This is a genomic window from Candidatus Thiodiazotropha sp. CDECU1, from assembly GCF_963455295.1.
Taxonomy (GTDB): domain Bacteria; phylum Pseudomonadota; class Gammaproteobacteria; order Chromatiales; family Chromatiaceae; genus Thiodiazotropha.
In genome coordinates this window covers 537852-555138 of sequence record NZ_OY734020.1, presented here as the reverse complement: position 1 = coordinate 555138, position 17287 = coordinate 537852, and the positions used below count along the sequence as shown (strand labels likewise).

At 55.8% G+C, this 17287-nt stretch carries 16 protein-coding genes; 5 read left to right on the top strand and 11 right to left on the bottom strand.

Annotation, left to right across the window (positions count from 1 at the left end):
* The first annotated feature begins 48 nt into the window (after positions 1-48).
* Positions 49-465, top strand: coding sequence for a secondary thiamine-phosphate synthase enzyme YjbQ (locus R2K28_RS02440; protein ID WP_316367837.1), 417 nt, complete (start codon positions 49-51; stop codon positions 463-465).
* Positions 466-594: 129 nt separating this feature from the next.
* Here R2K28_RS02440 and R2K28_RS02435 read toward each other — a convergent pair whose 3' ends face one another.
* From R2K28_RS02435 to R2K28_RS02410, 6 genes are all read right to left on the bottom strand, one after another.
* Positions 595-1134 (bottom strand): pyridoxamine 5'-phosphate oxidase family protein, encoded by a 540-nt coding sequence (locus tag R2K28_RS02435; RefSeq protein ID WP_316367835.1) that lies wholly within the window; start codon positions 1132-1134, stop codon positions 595-597.
* A gap of 24 nt (positions 1135-1158) precedes the next feature.
* Complete coding sequence (locus R2K28_RS02430; RefSeq protein ID WP_316367834.1) at positions 1159-1914, bottom strand: hypothetical protein; 756 nt, start codon at positions 1912-1914, stop codon at positions 1159-1161.
* Between the two features lie 96 nt (positions 1915-2010).
* Positions 2011-2394, bottom strand: coding sequence for a RidA family protein (locus tag R2K28_RS02425; RefSeq protein ID WP_316367833.1), 384 nt, complete (start codon positions 2392-2394; stop codon positions 2011-2013).
* A 123-nt stretch (positions 2395-2517) separates the two neighbouring features.
* Positions 2518-4689, bottom strand: coding sequence for a bifunctional GTP diphosphokinase/guanosine-3',5'-bis pyrophosphate 3'-pyrophosphohydrolase (gene spoT / locus R2K28_RS02420; RefSeq protein ID WP_316367832.1), 2172 nt, complete (start codon positions 4687-4689; stop codon positions 2518-2520).
* A gap of 264 nt (positions 4690-4953) precedes the next feature.
* Positions 4954-5226 carry a DNA-directed RNA polymerase subunit omega gene (gene rpoZ / locus R2K28_RS02415; protein ID WP_116445732.1) on the bottom strand — a complete coding sequence of 91 codons (273 nt, stop codon included), beginning with the start codon at positions 5224-5226 and terminating at the stop codon, positions 4954-4956.
* Positions 5227-5333: 107 nt separating this feature from the next.
* The gene (locus R2K28_RS02410) at positions 5334-6164 is read right to left on the bottom strand and encodes an AraC family transcriptional regulator (RefSeq protein WP_316367831.1); all 831 of its coding nucleotides are present in this window, start codon (positions 6162-6164) and stop codon (positions 5334-5336) included.
* A 43-nt stretch (positions 6165-6207) separates the two neighbouring features.
* Here R2K28_RS02410 and R2K28_RS02405 point away from each other — a divergent pair, with 43 nt between their 5' ends.
* The 4 genes from R2K28_RS02405 to R2K28_RS02390 all read left to right on the top strand — a co-directional run bounded on the left by R2K28_RS02405 (position 6208) and on the right by R2K28_RS02390 (position 11768).
* Entirely contained in the window at positions 6208-7404 is a 1197-nt protein-coding gene (locus tag R2K28_RS02405; protein ID WP_316367830.1) for an MFS transporter, read from the top strand.
* A 301-nt stretch (positions 7405-7705) separates the two neighbouring features.
* Positions 7706-9373, top strand: coding sequence for a thiamine pyrophosphate-binding protein (locus R2K28_RS02400; RefSeq protein ID WP_316367829.1), 1668 nt, complete (start codon positions 7706-7708; stop codon positions 9371-9373).
* Positions 9374-9399: 26 nt separating this feature from the next.
* A complete protein-coding gene (locus R2K28_RS02395; RefSeq protein ID WP_316367828.1) occupies positions 9400-11241 on the top strand; it encodes a hypothetical protein in 1842 nt (613 codons plus the stop codon).
* Entirely contained in the window at positions 11238-11768 is a 531-nt protein-coding gene (locus tag R2K28_RS02390) for a hypothetical protein (protein ID WP_316367827.1), read from the top strand. The genes R2K28_RS02395 and R2K28_RS02390 overlap by 4 nt, the downstream gene beginning before the upstream one ends.
* Here the strand turns inward: R2K28_RS02390 and R2K28_RS02385 are convergent.
* From R2K28_RS02385 to R2K28_RS02365, 5 genes are all read right to left on the bottom strand, one after another.
* Positions 11765-12091, bottom strand: a complete 327-nt coding sequence (locus tag R2K28_RS02385) for a DUF2061 domain-containing protein (protein ID WP_316367826.1) — start codon at positions 12089-12091, stop codon at positions 11765-11767. The two genes, R2K28_RS02390 and R2K28_RS02385, sit on opposite strands and share 4 nt — an antisense overlap.
* A 15-nt stretch (positions 12092-12106) precedes the next feature.
* Positions 12107-12733: an adenylyl-sulfate kinase gene (gene cysC, locus R2K28_RS02380; protein ID WP_316367825.1), complete on the bottom strand. Its 627-nt coding sequence runs from the start codon at positions 12731-12733 to the stop codon at positions 12107-12109.
* A gap of 343 nt (positions 12734-13076) precedes the next feature.
* Positions 13077-13799: a phosphoadenylyl-sulfate reductase gene (locus tag R2K28_RS02375; RefSeq protein ID WP_316367824.1), complete on the bottom strand. Its 723-nt coding sequence runs from the start codon at positions 13797-13799 to the stop codon at positions 13077-13079.
* Positions 13786-15474, bottom strand: a complete 1689-nt coding sequence (gene cysI, locus R2K28_RS02370; protein ID WP_316367823.1) for an assimilatory sulfite reductase (NADPH) hemoprotein subunit — start codon at positions 15472-15474, stop codon at positions 13786-13788. The genes R2K28_RS02375 and cysI overlap by 14 nt, the downstream gene beginning before the upstream one ends.
* Positions 15474-17258 (bottom strand): assimilatory sulfite reductase (NADPH) flavoprotein subunit, encoded by a 1785-nt coding sequence (locus R2K28_RS02365; protein WP_316367822.1) that lies wholly within the window; start codon positions 17256-17258, stop codon positions 15474-15476. The genes cysI and R2K28_RS02365 overlap by 1 nt, the downstream gene beginning before the upstream one ends.
* Positions 17259-17287: the final 29 nt, after the last annotated feature.

The following is a 17287-nucleotide window of genomic DNA, read 5'->3' as shown; positions in this document are numbered from 1 at the left end:
TATTCAGCTCTACCACAGCATGCCAGAACAGATGGGAGAAAGGCAAAGATGGTGATCCAGGAACAGTTACAGATTCAGACCCGGGGACGCAGCACCTACAACATCACCGACCAGGTGGCGGAAGTCATCACCCGTGCCGGACTGCAGACAGGAATCTGCCAACTCTTCATCCAGCACACCAGCGCTTCACTGATTCTGTGTGAAAATGCCGACCCCAGCGTGCGTTCCGATCTGGAGCGGATCATGGCCCGCCTGGTACCGGATGGGGATCCGTTATTCGATCACACCCTCGAGGGGCCTGACGACATGCCTGCCCATGTTCGCTCAATTCTGACCAGTATGGATTTGAGCCTGCCGATCAGCCACGGCAGACCTGCCCTGGGGACATGGCAGGGGATCTATTTGTGGGAGCATCGCACCCATCCTCACCAGCGCAAGGTGACGATCACCCTATATGGAGAATAGATACAACTATGAGTTTTGAGTTTTGAGTGGATGGGTTCGCTTCGCTCACGATTCTTTAGCTCCACTCATCCCAATTCTCATGCGCCACAAATCTGGCCCCGATAACTAATAACTAAAAACTAAAAACTCTTAAGCCAGATCCGTGGGCTTGCCATCGAGGCTCACTCTATTGCGTCTCTCCCTGAACTCTTTGACACCCTTTTCGCCTTTATTCTCGGCCCACTCCACAAGTGCATCACGCTGTCCTAGATAGTCAAACAACGGCACACCAAAGCCGCAGGAAGTCGCGACCAGGTCCACCTCCATGAGGATAATCTGCCGGGCTCCCGGCAGTAGCGGGAAACGACCGATATGGGCATCCCAGACTTCACTCCCTTCGTGATGACTGGTTGCCTTGCCATACAGCCTGAGAATCTTGGGATCCCCCTCGAAGGCACAGAACATCAAGGTCATGCGCCCATCTTCCATCAGGTGGGTTGCCGTTTCATTCCCGCTCCCGGTGAGATTGAGCCATACCAGTTGCTGGGGATCTATGATACGCAGACTGTCCAATCCCTTGGGTGAGAGATTGATCCGCCCTTCACTCGTCCCGGTGGCAACAAAGAAGAGCTGTTGTCGAATGATAAAATCGATATGTTTATCGCTGATCTGATCGTATTGTTTACCCATTGAGTTCTACTTGTAAAAAAGCTGTTATTTATCCATTTTCACCTTACCGCCGAAGAAGCGACCGGTGAGACTGTTCTTGGTTTTTAACAACCACTCCTCCCGTTCCTCCAAAAGCTGCCGGGAGAGAGAGACCAGTGAGCGTACAGATCGCGTACGGGTGATATCCATACGTATCTCTGTCTGTAGTGTGGCTGTTGCCCAGGGACCACCGTTGTGCTTTCGAATAAACTTGCGTATCTGCGCGTGCAGGGCGTTGCGCAGTAGGGCGACCACCTCTTCTTCAGCCTTTTCCGGGATCTTGCCGACCAATCCATGCTTCAACTTCTTGGCCTGATTGGGGGATACCAGCTTAAGGGTCACGCAGTCATTCAAAATCAAGTATTCCATATCCGAGCGTAGATCCTTGAGGCGCTCCGGCATCGACTTGGCATCTGGCACATAACCGGTGGCCTTCTTGTTGGCATTCAATATTTTTGGCGCTTGCTCGTCGCTATCAACCTCATCATCCTCGTTTTCATCAGATGCGGCACTCGACTCTTCACTTTCAGCGGGGTCACTGACTTGGCCGATTTCTGACTCCAACCATTCAGCCTGCTGGTTGAGCAGTTGGTGGAAATCGGCGGGTGTGCTCTCATCATGGAGCATAGCGCTAATCGCCTGGTGCATAATATCCGTGTAGTACCCGATGATGGTTGGATCCGTGACACCATGGGCCTGGCAGATTATAAACACCCGCCCCTGGATATTTACCTGCATCATCTGTTCGAACTGTCTATCCATCTCACCTACCTTAGCTGTAGCTCCCACAGGCAAGCAGCTCAATCTTGGTGGAACTGTCGCCATATGATGCTAATCATAGGCGAAATTCACGATTCATCACCCAAACTGCATAATCGCATCCATCTCCACAGCCGCATCCTTTGGCAAGGCCACCACCCCGATAGCGGCCCTGGCCGGATAGGGTTCCGAGAAATATTCCGCCATCACCTGATTCACCACTGGAAAGTCTCCCAGGTTGGTGAGGAATACATTCAGCTTTACAACATCGGCCAGACTGCCGCCTGCAGCCATGGCTACCGCCTGAAGATTATCGAAAACACGACGGATCTGCTGCTCAACATCTCCATCCACCATCTGCATGGTCTCAGGCACCAGTGGTATCTGACCTGATAGGTAGACTGTGGCGCCAACCTTGACCCCCTGGGAGTAGGTACCTATGGCCTGCGGGGCCTGATCGGTGCGGATGATTTCACGGCTCATGTTCAGCTCCTGGTTTGGTTAATTTTGAATGTTGAATTATTGTTGTGTTCGCAAGGCTCACACTTTTTAATCTCTGACAAAGGTGTGCGAAGCACACACAAATCAATTCAAAATTCACAATTATTATTTGATTCTGTTGATGCGCATGATCGAAGGCAGGGAGCGCACATGGCGCAGAATTTTCGCCAGATGCTTACGATTCTTCACCGTAATGACGAAGACAAGGGTGGACGAGAGTCCATCCCTTTCTTCAGAGCCTACATGCTCAATATTTGAACCCTGTTGGGAAATAACCGAGGCCACGGAGGCCAGCACGCCTCTTTGATTGCCGGATTCGACCCGTATCATCGTGGCGAACTCCCCAGCCACATCCGCCTCCCACTCCGCCTCGATCCACTTGTGGCCGTGCTTTTTATAGTCCCCGAGATTTGGACAGCCCTGCCGATGTATGACGATGCCCTTACCGGGATTGAAGACACCGACTATGGCATCGTCAGGAATGGGACGACAGCACTTGGCGAAGTTCACCACCATCCCTTCTGTGCCTTTGATGGCCAGCGAGCCGGCAGGGATCTCCTGCTGTGGGGTGGATTCGTTGCTTTGCGGCGCCAACTCCTCTCCTGCCAACCGGCGGGCAAGCAACATCGGCATATGGTTGCCAAGGGCTATCCCCGCCAGCAGATCGTCGGGTTGTTCCAGTCGGAACTCACTCAATATCTGATCTATCCTTTCAGGATCTACCTGATCGAGGGTCAGTGATAATAGACTGAGTTCCCGCTCCAACAGACGTCTCCCCAGGTTGACCGCCTCCTGGGTCTTCAGGTTTTTCAAATAGGAGCGGATATTGGCACGCGCCTTACCGGTTACCACGAAGTTGAGCCAGGCCGGACTCGGTCCTGCGGTTTCGGAGTTGATAATCTCCACGGTCTGACCATTGTGCAGACGGGTGCGCAACGGCACCAAGCGCCGGTCAACTCGCGCGGCAACACAAGTATTGCCTACATCGGTGTGTACGCTGTAGGCGAAATCGACCACGGTAGAACCTTTTGGCAGAACCATGATGCGTCCCCGCGGGGTGAACACGTAAACCTCGTCGGGAAACAGGTCGACCTTGACATGTTCGAGGAATTCCACCGAGTCCCCGACACCCTGCTGCATCTCCAACAGATTTTGCAGCCAGTCCGAGGCACGGGACTTGACCCATTGGCCACTTGCCTCACCGGTCTTGTACATCCAGTGGGCGGCAATACCCGATTCGGCCAGTTTATCCATCTCCTCGGTGCGAATCTGGATCTCGATGGGGATACCCTGGGGTCCGAAAAGCACTGTGTGCAGGGACTGGTAACCATTTGCCTTGGGTATCGCGATATAGTCCTTGAAGCGTCCCGGCATCGGTTTATAGAGATTGTGTACGGCACCGAGCACGCGATAGCAGGTATCCACCAAATCCACCACGATACGAAAGGCGAACACATCCACAACCTCGGAAAAGCTCACCTTTTTCTTCAGCATCTTTTTATAGATGCTGTAGAGATGTTTCTGGCGTCCGAATACCTGCCCCCTCATATCTTCCTGTTCAATCCGGGCGCGGATCACCGACTCCACATTCTCCACCAACTCCCGGTGATGTCCTCGGGCATCGGTAACGGCGCTCTTCAGGGCCCGGTAACGCATCGGCCAGTAAGCGGCGAAGCCCAGCTCCTCCAGCTCCAGGCGCATGCTGTTGATACCCAGCCGATTGGCGATGGGGGCGAAGATATCCAGGGTTTCTTTTGCGATACGGCGTGATTTTTCCGGTTTCATCACTCCCAGGGTACGCATGTTGTGCAAGCGGTCCGCAAGCTTGATCAGAATCACCCGGATATCCTTGGTCATCGCCAGTAACATCTTGCGCAGACTGGCGGCCTGGGCCTCCGCTTGGGAGTTGAAGTCGATCTTTGAGAGCTTACTCACCCCATCGACCAGTTCCGCGATCTCAGCGTCAAATGTATCCGCGAGCTGCTCCTTGGCGGTGGGGGTATCCTCAATGACGTCATGCAGAATGGCCGCCATCAGACACTTATAGTCCATCCGCATATCCGCCAGAATGCGTGCCACAGCAACCGGGTGATAGATATAGGGCTCGCCGGTCTTGCGATGCTGTCCCACATGGGCCTCAGCGCCGAACAGATAGGCTCGATAGACCTCCCGGATATGGTCGGGTGAGAGGTAAGACTCGAGATAGGCACACAGGTCGCTGATCAGGAAACGCGGGGCATCCTGATCATCTTCCAATATGCCTAAGGGATTGTTCATTCACCTCTCCAGTGCCTGGTTAGCCCTGCCTTATGGTCAGCCTGTGATATCAATCGATTTGGCCTGAATCCGGGACTTACCATAGGGGATCGAATGCAGCTTCCCTCAACAGCCCTGACGGGTCAAGAAGCAGACTCAGTAATAGGGGGAATTCTGTGCCTATTCAACCTTGAGTTGCAAGGGTTGATGTTGTCGGTGTGAGAGTCGGGTGCGGCAGCCCTGGGCTGCCGGTCGGAAACGGTTATGGCAGGAGCGACAGGGTAATTACTTACCAGGCTCCATGGGAGTGATATCGATATCCATCATGGCCTCATCCACCAGCATCTCTTCCTCAGCCTCCTGCCTATCCATATCCTGGTGAGAGATCAATCCCTCAGCAATCTCGCGCAATGCCATCACTGTGGGTTTGTCGTTCTCCCAGGGAAGCAGCGGTTCAACGCCATTCACCAATTGACGCGCCCGTTTTGTGGCCAGCAGAACCAGATCAAAACGGTTATCCACATAGTCCATGCAATCTTCTACTGTGACACGTGCCATCGATGCTCTCCACAGGGGGGCGAAATTAGGTCTTCGACCGGAAAAAAGGAAGCAGATAATAAACCATGCATCCATTAAAGCCAACTCCATGCTGCGTTTTTTCAGCACTATTCTCGGGAATCGGTAGCCTTATGGTGACTCGACTCGCTGAAAAACCGGGCCGGCGGTTCACCCAGGTTTTCACGGAACATGGCGATGAATGCGCTTGGACTGGCATACCCCAACTCGAATGCGACCTCGCTAACCGAGATCCCATCCGCCAACCGGTTCATGGCCTCCAACAGACGCAATCGCCGCCGCCAAGCGCCAAAACTCATCCCCAAATTGCTGAGGAACAGCCGTCCGAGGGTACGCTCACTGGCACCGGCGTGGGTCGCCCACTGGGCCAGGGTCTGGTTATCCGCAGGATTTTCCACCAGGGTATCGATGATCCTGCGGATTCGGGGTTCGTCCGAAAAGGGCAGATGGAAGGGGAACTGCTCGATCTTCTGCATCTGGTCCAGGATCACCAGCATCAACCTCCACTCCGCACTCGCTTCCCGATATTGGTTGCCGATAAGGCTCGCCTCCAGGATCAAGGCCCGCAACAACGGTGTCACTCTCAGCACGCAGCAGCTCTCAGGCAGCCCGGTCAGATAGGCGGGATCGATATAGATCGAACGCAGGGATACCGGTTGCGTCATCTCCACCTCGTGCATCTCCCCGGGGGGGATCCAGACCGCCTGGGCCGGGGGTACCAACCAGGCCCCCTTGTCCGTGGTGGTCCTCATTACGCCGCGGATGGCATACAGCAGTTGCCCCCGCAAATGGGCATGCCGGGTCACCAACTCAGCCCCCGGTCTCTCCATGGAAACAGAAAGTACAGGTCTCCGGGCATCGACGACATGTCCCACATGGACCGAGGGATCAACTGTCTTTTTCTCGATATTCATTGTCATATTATAGCTATTACGCCAAAAGAAAAGGGGCCATAATCACACTATGCAAAGCTTCTCTCTAGCAAAACTCAGGCGTCCCGAAATCCTCCTGCTGTTGATGGCCATTGCGGTGCCACTCAGCTTCGCGGCCTGGCAGACCCTGTTGAATAACTTTGCCATCGAGCGGGCCGCTTTCACCGGCAGGGAGATTGGCATACTCCAGAGCCTGCGTGAAATCCCCGGTTTTCTTGCCTTTGCCGTGGTATTTCTTCTGCTGCTGATCCGCGAACAGCGACTGGCCTATATCTCCCTGGCACTGCTGGGGGTCGGCACCGCCATCACCGGGCTTTTTCCATCGGTGATCGGTCTCTATATCACCACCGTCATCATGTCCATAGGCTTTCACTACTATGAAACCCTGCAGACATCACTCGCCCTGCAGTGGATCGATAAAGCCCGCTCCCCGGAGACCCTTGGACGCCTGATCGCCGCGGGCTCTTTCGCCTCTATCATCACCTTCGGCCTGATCTGGCTGTTAGACGATCTGCTGGGCCTCGATTTCCAATGGATCTATTTGATCATGGGCGGACTCACCCTGGTGATCGTATTGATTGCCTGGTTGGCCTTCCCGCTCTTCCCGCAGAAGACCGAACAGCATAAACACATGGTGTTTCGCAAACGCTACTGGCTCTACTACACCCTGACCTTCATGTCGGGGGCAAGGCGGCAGATCTTTGTCGTGTTTGCAGGCTTTTTGATGGTGGAGAAGTTTGGCTACAGCGTCTCTCAGATTGCCCTGCTGTTTCTGATCAACGCCACGATCAATGTCTTCCTGGCCCCACGCATCGGCCGGCTGATAGGCCGGATCGGGGAACACCGGGCACTGTTGATCGAATACGCGGGGCTGGTTCTGGTGTTTTGCGGCTACGCCCTGGTGGAGACCGCCTGGGTCGCTGCCGGTCTCTACGTCATCGATCACCTCTTCTTCGCCCTGGCCATCGCCCTGAAGACCTATTTCCAAAAGATCGCCGCACCCGAGGATATCGCCTCCAGCGCAGGTGTCAGCTTCTCCATCAACCATATCGCCGCAGTGGTCATCCCCGCCCTGTTCGGCATCATCTGGCTGACAGACCCCGCCCTGGTCTTCTATGCGGGCGCCGCCATGGCGGGTGTATCCTTCGCCCTCTCTCTACTGGTGCCGGAAACGCCGACCATGGGCCGGGAGAGCCGGCTCGCCTACTCCAATATCGGTATTAACTAGTTTCCCCCATCAACTATATGAACATAAGTAGGCGCCTAGCAACATCCAGATAGTGTTACCGACATTGACTAACACCTCCTGTGCACCCCAGCTTATCAAACTACTCCCATTGGGCAGCAGGATGACATTGATTGGGAATATGGCTATCCTCTGCGCTCTTGTGTCTCAATAAATCGCGTGCCTTGTCCCGACCGAGAAGAACTCAGAATGAAACCAGGATAAACAGGCCGCCTTGCAAAGAGACCCAGAAGCCCATTGTACGGCTCAAGCCGCAATGCGCCTGTAAAGTTGAAGCAGTTCGATGAAGATAAAAGTCAGTGAATTTATCGTCAGATACCTTGAACGCCTTGGCATAGATACCATTTTCGGTATGCCGGGGGCGCATGTTCTGCCGATCTACGATGCCCTCTACGACTCGACTGTTCAGGCCGTTTTGGCCAAACATGAACAGGGGGCGGCCTTCATGGCCGGGGGTTATGCCAAGGCATCCGGCAAGGTGGCTGCATGTATCGCCACCGCGGGACCGGGCGCCACCAACCTGATCACCGGCATTGCCAACGCCTACGCGGACAAACAGCCCGTTCTGGCCATCACCGGCGAGGCCCCCACCTATATCTTCGGCAAAGGGGGATTGCAGGAGAGTTCCGGTGAAGGCGGCAGCATCGACCAGGCCGCACTGTTCAAACAGATCACCCAATACAGTAAAACGGTGGAGAGGACCGACTATCTGCCTCAAGTATTGATTCAGGCGAGCAAGGCACTGTTTGAACCCAACCCCGGACCTGTGTTGCTGAGTATTCCATTCAATGTGCAAAGCGAGTTGATCGAGGAGGCACTGCTTGAGGATCTGACCATCAAGCCTGAACCGATCTTCAACCCGGTGCAGGAAAGCAAACTGGATCACTTCCGCACTCTGCTCCAGGAGGCAAGCCAGCCGGTCATCGTCGCCGGTTACGGGGCTATTCGTTCGGGCGCCCGGGACGCAGTCAGCGCCTTCAGCCAATTACTGCAACTTCCTGTCGCCTCAAGTCTCAAGGGCAAAGGGATCGTCAGTGAAGACTCCACACTCTCCCTCGGCAGCCTGGGCGTCACATCCAGCGGCAATGCCTACAAGTTCATTGTGGAAAAAGCAGATCTGTTGATCATTCTGGGCGCCGGTTTCAATGAACGTACCAGCTATGTTTGGGATCACTCCCTGCTGCGGGATCGAAAAATCGTTCAGATTGACAACGACCCGCATCAACTGGAGAAGGTATTCAAGGCAGATCTGGCAATCTGCGGCGATATCGGCGAAGTGATAAACGCTCTCATGGCGAGGTTGAGCGTGAAGCGTGAGGCTCAGACGCGTATCACTGAAACAGAGAACAATATTACCGACCTCAAGTCATCCAGCGAAGGTGACTACACCATATTCAAATCGGGCTTTTCCCTCGCTGCGGCATTCTTTAACAAGCTGGCTGAACATTTCCCGCAAGGGATACGGGTATTCGATGACAATATGATCTTCGCCCAGAACTTCTATGAGGTCTCCAACGGCACCCAATACTACCCCAACTCCGGCATCTCATCCCTGGGGCACGCCATTCCCGCTGCCATCGGCGCCCAATTCACCGCGCAGATGCCCAGCTTCGCCGTGCTTGGGGATGGGGGTTTTCAGATGTGCTGCATGGAGATCATGACTGCGGTCAACTATAAGCAGCCGCTGAATGTGGTACTGTTCAATAACGGCACCATGGGACTGATTCGAAAAAACCAACATCAACTCTATCAGCAGCGTTTCATCAACTGCGATTTCATCAATCCCGACTACAGCCATCTTGCCCAGACCTTCGGCATTAACTATAAACAGATAACAGCGCCGGAGGACCTGGATCACCTGTTCGAAACCTATGATTTACGCCAGGCAATCAACCTGATCGATATCACTATCGACAAGGATGCCTTTCCCAACTACTCCTCCAAGCGTTGACGATCCGTCTGAAAAATCCATAAACAATGGCCTCAGACAAACTTCAAGCACTGCAAAGGTTTTTCACCCAACACGCCTCCCATCCATCGTTGCACAATGCCGTCGAGCATTGGCAAAAGCTATCGAACACCGACCTGACCAGCAAACATACCACTGCACTGGTCGAGTTGACTGACACTGCAAGCATGTACCTTGAACACCAGTTGCACCGCAGCGGCTACCCCGATGATCTACTCGACCTTCATCAACAGCTGTTTCTGGAGTTGGAGTCACTGATCGCCAATCAATCAATAGATGACCGACATAACTTCATTATCGTGATACCCGTCGCTGACAGACCACAGCATCTTCAAACCTGCTTGGACAGCCTGTACACCCTCTGCCGACGCTTCAATTATGGCGGCTTCGCACAACAGAAATTCCAAAAGATAAGGGTGCTGATTGCGGATGACAGTAAAGATCCGGACAACCGGAACTTGAACCGCAAGATACAACAACAGTTTTGCCAACTCGGTCTCGAGGCCATCTACTTCGGTCAGGATGAACAACTGCAACAACTGGATAAACTGAGCGATAGTCAACGGGAAAATCTAGTCAGGATTCTCGGCGATCAACCAGCAACGGCCTTTTATCACAAAGGGGCGTCTATCACTCGCAACCTAAGCTACTTGAAACTGAAACAGCTTATCGCTGGCGATAGCCAGACATTGATCTGGTTCATCGACAGCGACCAGGAGTTCCGGGTCAACAGTCACCGCCATCGGGATGGCATCTATGCCATCAACTACTTTCATCGCATCGATCGCATCTACGCCTCCACAGAGACCCTGGTTTTGACCGGCAAGGTGGTTGGCGATCCCCCGGTGTCGCCCGCGGTGATGGCCGCTAATTTCCTGCAGGATGTCCTGGGATTCGTCTCTGACTGCGCCAGACTGCAACCTGAGCACGCATGCCAATTTCATCAGACGGCAACCACCCAGGGCGGAGACGCGGCCTACCATGACATGGCTGATCTGTTTGGTTTTCATGATCAACAGGAATACTTCCGTTACAGCTGCCGGCTTCAGGGCGAGCACGATCAAGTTGCCTGTTTCAACGATTTTTCCCAGCTGTTGAGTCACTTTTTCGATGGCGAACACCTGACCCGGCAAAACGTCTACACCAACCCGCCAGCGGCGATGGAACTCGCACCGGCACGTACCCTTTACACCGGTAACTATCTTCTCAGTCCCCAGGCACTGGACTACTTTATCCCCTTCGCGACACTCAAGCTGCGCATGGCCGGTCCGCAACTGGGACGCATTTTGAAATCCGAACTGGGTAGTCGATTCGTATCCGCCAATCTGCCGCTACTGCATAAGCGCACCCGGGATCAGACCGGCGAATCCGAATTCAGACCGGGTATCGACAAAGGCCGGACAGGCATAGATATATCGGGTGAATTCGAACGTCAGTTCTTCGGCGATATCATGCTGTTCAGCCTGCAGGCATTGATTGAGCATGGATACCCGCAGCAAAAGATCACCGACGAACGGATAGCGCAGATCCTGATCACTACCGAATCCAGCATGCTGGATCGCTACAAGCAAATGCAGCAAGAAATCATGGCCAAGCTGGAAACCCTCAAGCAACAGATCGATAATCGAGACCGCTGGTGGTTGCACTGTTCCTCAACCACAGATGCAATTGAGAATATTCGACAATTCATAGGCAACATGGCCGGCAACTTCGGTGAAGGCTCTCCCGGTTATGCCATGATTCGTTCAATCCAGCATCGACAGCGGCGCAGGCAACAGATCCTGCAGGCATTGCAGTCATACACCGAGGACCGTGAAAACTGGCGGCAGCTCCTTACACAACTATTATGAATATCTTTATTCTCAATGCAGGTAGGTGTGGATCCTCAACCTTCGTTCAGGCCTGCAAACACATCAGCAACTTTTCCGCGGCCCATGAGTCCCGTTCAACCCTGACTGGAGATCTGCGCCTGGCCTACCCCGACAACCATATCGAGGCGGACAACCGGTTATGCTGGATGCTCGGACGACTCGACCAGAAATATGGCAACGACGCCTACTATGTTCACCTAACCCGGGATCGCCAAGCGTCGGTGGAGAGCTTCGTCAAGCGCATGGACTACGGCATCATGCGGGCATACAGGGAAGGTATCCTCATGGGTGGACAACAGCAATCGGCGCTGGAGATCGCTTCCGATTATATGAATACCGTTTCGCGAAATATCTCACTCTTCCTCAAAGGCAAGGATCACACAATGATGTTCAACCTGGAAAACGCCAGCAGTGACTTTGTCGATTTCTGGAATTGGATAGGCGCCCAGGGTGAACTGGATAAGGCCCTTGCAGAGTGGCAGATCCGCTACAACGCATCGGTTTAACCTGTCTCTTTCAGGACATGGTTACAATCCACCTGCAATACCTCCGCGCCATGGGTGCAATCAACCCCTGATCTACCCAGAGATATCCGATTCCAGGCCCGCTCATGCAGGTAATAGAGCACCATTTTGGTCACCACCTCGGTGAGGCCGATGGCCGCCGCCGTGCTCAGGCTGCCGGTGAAGAACCAGGAGAGCAGGATGGTGTCGATGGAGCCGGTGACACGCCAGGAAACCGCCTTGGCGAGACTGCGTATGGGGCGATCCGAGGTGACGGCCTGTTGCGACCGCTTCTCGGCTTTTTTGTCCGCAAAAGATAGCAGCATCAGTCGTTATCCGCCTCAGGCTTCCAGGGCAACCGGTTGGTAACCCGCCTGCAAGGCACCGATTTCATGCAGATAGGCCAACAGCTGGTTGACCGCCTCCGCCACCGAGATCTCACCGGCGGGTATATGTACCTCCGCTTTCTCAGGCACCTCATAAGGGCTGTCGATACCGGTGAACTGCTTGATTTCGCCTCGATCCGCTTTGGCATACAGCCCCTTGGGATCACGCTCGCGGCAGACCGACAGATCCGCATCCACGAAGACCTCCACGAACTGTCCCTCGGGCATGATCTCCCTCACCAGCCGGCGGTCGTCACGAAAGGGGGAGATGAAGGCAGCCAGGGTGATCAGACCGCCGTCGGCCATCAGCTTCGCCACCTCGCCCACCCGGCGGATATTCTCCTGACGGTCATCGTCACTGAATCCCAGATCCCGGCAGAGACCGTGCCGGACATTGTCGCCGTCCAGCAGGTAGGTGTGATAGCCCTGCCCGGTGAGGATCTGCTCCAGGGCCCCGGCGATGGTGGATTTACCGGAGGCGCTGAGGCCGGTGAACCAGATCACAAGCGGGCGCTGGAATTTCTGCTGCGACCTGGTCTCCTGGTCGACCGGGTGGGAATGCCAGACGATATTGCTGCTCATTTTAAAATTGCTCCTTATCTCAGATTTAGAAAATTTGTTCAGGTACCTTCATTGCGTGATGCTGCATAAGCAACCGCTTTTAAAAAGTTTTGAGTTTTTAGTTTTTAGTTTTTAGTTAATGTCTTCGCTTTGCTCACCGATTGTTGGTTCCCCCTCTCCCTGGCCCTCTCCCGCGAGGGGAGAGGGAATGCACGGATCAAGGCTGTTCTTGAACAGAAAGCATGTCTACCAACTGACATGAAACTTTGGATACACTCTATAAGAACGTCCTCTCTCCCCTCGCGGGAGAGGGACAGGGAGAGGGGGGATATTGAACCCGTGAACGCAGCGAACACCCAATCACTCATTCATGTATGCCGCACTCCCGCTTCAGTCCGAAGAAACGGGTCTCCTCCTCGTGCATGCCCAGCTCCAATGGACGGCTGGTGTGGATATCCCCCACCGATGCGTAGCCCTGGTCCCACAGGGGATGGTAGGGAAGATTGTGCTGTTGCAGATAGCGGTGCACATCCCGGCTGTGCCAGTCGACCACCGGATGGATCTTGAAGCGGCCATCCTGGATCCGTACCACTGGCAGAGTGGACCGGCTCTGGGACTGCTGCCGGCGCAGACCGGCGAACCAGCTGCCCACCCGGAGCTCCTTCAAGGCGCGCTGCAGGGGGTCCACCTTGTTGATCCGGTTGTAGTGTTCGATGCCCGGCAATCCCTGCTCCCAGAGACGGCCATAACGGCTCTCCTGCCAGGCCGGGGAGTACTCGGCACGGTAGACCTGAAGATTCAAGTTAAGACGTTCGGTCAACTGATCGATAAAACTGTAGGTCTCCGGAAAGAGGTAGCCGGTGTCCACCAGCACCACCGGGATATCGGGCATGATGCGGGTTACCAGATGCAACATGACGGCACCTTGGATACCAAAACTCGAGGTCAGGATATGCTCACCCCGGAGATGGCCCAGGGCCCACTCGACACGTTGTTCCGCGCTCACTCCCTCAAGCTTACGGTTAATACCTTCGAGCTCCCCGGGAACGCCTTGGGGCACCAGGGTGATCTCTTCAAGGGGATTCATGATAGTCCTCCGCGGGATCGATCACCGGCCTCACCAGACCATGGCGCACCACGAATTCACCGAAACGCTCCTGGGATTGACCCTCGGCTGCATAGCTTTGGAATAGCTCATCTAGGGTCTGCAGCAGCTCGCTCTCATTGAGATTCTTGCGATAGAGGCGATTCAACCGCAAGCCGGTACCGTCACCGCCCAGGTGCAGGTTGTAGCGTCCCGGACCTTTGCCCACCAGGCCGATCTCCGCCACATAGGGTCTGGCACAACCATTGGGGCAGCCGGTCATGCGCATGACGATGGCCTGCCGGTGGATGCCGTTACGCTGTGCCATCTCCTCGATGGTCTGCAACAGCTCGGGAAAATAGCGTTCGGCCTCGGCCATGGCCTGAGGGCAGGTGGGGAAGGCCACACAGGCGATACTGGCCAGACGGGTGGGACTGCGATCCTCGGCCAACAGACCGTGGCGGCGGGCAATCCCCTCGATAGTCCCTTTCTGGTCCTGTGCCACGCCGGCCACAATCAGGTTCTGACTCGGGGTGATACGAAAGTCCCCCTGGTGGATTTCGGCGATCTCCCGCAAGCCACTCATGAGGCTCGCATCCGGGGTGTCGACCACCCGGCCGTTCTCGATATAGAGGGTCAGGTGATAACGATCCCCAGCGTCCCCTACCCAGCCATAGCGGTCGCCCTGGCTGGTGAATTGGACCCTGTGAGAAGGTTCGAAGCGCAGGCCGGCACGCTGCTCCACCTCGCTGATGAAGGTGGCCAGACCCATGCGTTGAATGGTGTATTTGAGCCGCGCGTGACGCCGGCTGACCCGGTCGCCGTAATCCCGCTGCACACTGACCACCGCTTCGGCAACCGCCAGGGTCTGCTCGGGAGGGATGAAACCGAGTTCATCCGCCAGGCGTGGAAAGGTGGAAGGGTCGTCGTGGGTGGCACCCATGCCGCCACCGGCCAGAACATTGAAACCCAGCAGCCGGTCGCCATCCACAATAGCCACAAACCCGAGATCGTTGGTGTAGACGTCCACGTCGTTGTGGGGCGGTATCGCCACCGCGGTCTTGAACTTGCGCGGCAGATAGGTCTCCCCATAGATGGGTTCCGCTTCGCCGCCCGTTACCTGCTCACCATCGAGCCAGATCTCATGGTAGGCACGGGTCTTGGGCAACAGATGCTCACTGATACGTCGGGCCCAGCCATAGACCTCTTCGTGCAGGGTTGAACGCTCCGGATTGGGATTGCAGAGCACATTGCGATTGACATCGCCACAGCCACCGATGGAGTCGATCATGGCCTGGTTGATGCGCTGGATCAGGGGCTTCAGATTGCGCTTCAGGATACCGTGGTATTGAAAGGTCTGACGGGTGGTGAGGCGAATGCTGCCATTACCCAGCTCCCGCCCGACCGCGTCGATGTCCAACCACTGCTGGGGCGTGCACACACCACCGGGAAGCCGGGCCCTTAACATGAAGCTGTAGTAGGGCTCCAGAAACTGCTGCTGACGCTGCAGCCGCTGGTCCCGGTCGTCCTGTTCGTAGAAGCCATGGAACTTGCTGATCTGGGCATCGTCCGGTGACAGGGCACCGCTCGCCTGATCGGCCATGCTCTCCCTCAGAGTACCCCGGAGATAGCGGCTGTTGGCCTTGATGAGTTCGTTGGGATTGAGCTTGATATCCATCAGTAGACGTCCCGCTGGTAACGCCCCTGCTGACGCAGGGACTCGATATATTCGACGGCGGCCTCCTCTTTCAGGCCACCCTGATCCTGGGCCACGGCCAACAGGGATTGATGCACCCCATGCGCCATCTCCACCCCGCCACAGATATAGAGGTGGGCGCCCTCCTGTAGCCAGCGATAGAGTTCCGCCCGCTCTTCGTAGAGCCTGGCCTGTACATAGCTGCGCTCACCCCCGTCCCGGGAGAAGGCGAGGCTGATACGATCCAGTAGACCGGCCCTGCGGTAGCTGAGCCAGTCGGTCTGATAGAGGAAGTCCCGGTGAAAATGGCGATTGCCGAACACCAACCAGTTCTCGCCGGCAGCACCTGAGGCCTCGCGCTCCTGCAGGAAGGCGCGATAGGGCGCGATACCCGTCCCAGCACCGACCATGATGATCGGTGTATCTGCCCCTTGCGGCAGCTTGAAACACGGGTTCTCCACCACATAGGCAGCCAAAGGATCGCCCTCGGCGATACGCTGGGTCAGATAACCGGAGGCACCACCCAGATAGTCCCGTCCATGGCCCCTGTAGTGCAGAGCGGCGACAGTCAGATGGATCTCGTCTGCGTAGGCTGCCTGGCTGGAGGCGATGGAGTAGAGCCGGGGCTGTTGGGTATGCAGCAGCTCAACCAACCCCTGGGCATCCACCTCGGCGGGATGCTGCTGTGGCAGATCGATGAATTGGCGGTCGCTGACAAAGGCCCGTAACTGTTCGTTGTCTTGGCTCAGGGTAGTTAGATCCGCGGCAGCATCGAGCGCCGCCCAGGCCTTGACCACATTGGGATGGAGCTGGGTCAGCTCCAGACGTTCTCTCAGGGCCTCGGCCAGGGTCAGACTCTCGCCATTGAGGCCGACCGGCGTCTCGGCTGCCAGCCTTGTCAGGGAGAGAATCTCGTCGACCAGGGCTGGATCGTTCCTGAAGAAGAGTCCCAGAGCATCCCCCGGCCGGTAGCTGATCACTTGCGGATCGATCTCCAGGGTTAGATGCTGCACATTGCACACCGCATCGCTGGTGGTGATACGGCGACGTTCCAACAGCTCGGCCTGAAACGGGTTGTTGCGATCATGCCTGACTGTCGCCGGCCCCCGCTGCAGGGGAATGATGGTTGCCTGATCCGACGGCTGCAGTTTTTCCAGGGTCTGCAGGATCTCACCCTGCCAGCTCGAAGAGGATTGCTGGAAATCCACATCCGCATCGACACGTTCGAGCAGCGCCTGGGCACCCTGCCCGTTTAGCAACTCATCCAGTTCCCTGGACGCCTGGCAGAACTGCTCGTAACTGGAATCCCCCAGGCCGAAGATGGCGTATTTAAGCTGCTCCAGTCGAGGCGCCCGCTTGCCCTGGAGATATTTGAACAGTTCGTGTGCGCTCTCCGGGGGCTCCCCTTCACCCTGGGTACTGATCACCACCAGCAGCAGTCGCTCCCTGACAAGCTCCCTGGGGCGGTAACTGTCGGCAGAGACCAGGCGTGGGGCAAGCCCCCTGGCCGTGGCGTTTTCAGCCAGGGTCTCCGCCACGCTGCGGGCATTGCCACCCTGGGTGGCATACAGGATGGTCACGCCTGAGGCCTCATTGGCCGCCTTGCTCACTGAGGGTTGCACCGCACCCAGTCCCGCAAGATAGCCGCTTGCCCAATTCAGTTGCTGGCTGTTCAACCCCTCGACCGCCTGCTGCAGACGGGTGAGCTGCAGGCCATCCAGGGGGTGGGATGGAAACCCCGCTAGGGTCTTGGCACTGTTTTCCATGGCGAATCGACTCCAGGTTAAATTTTGCG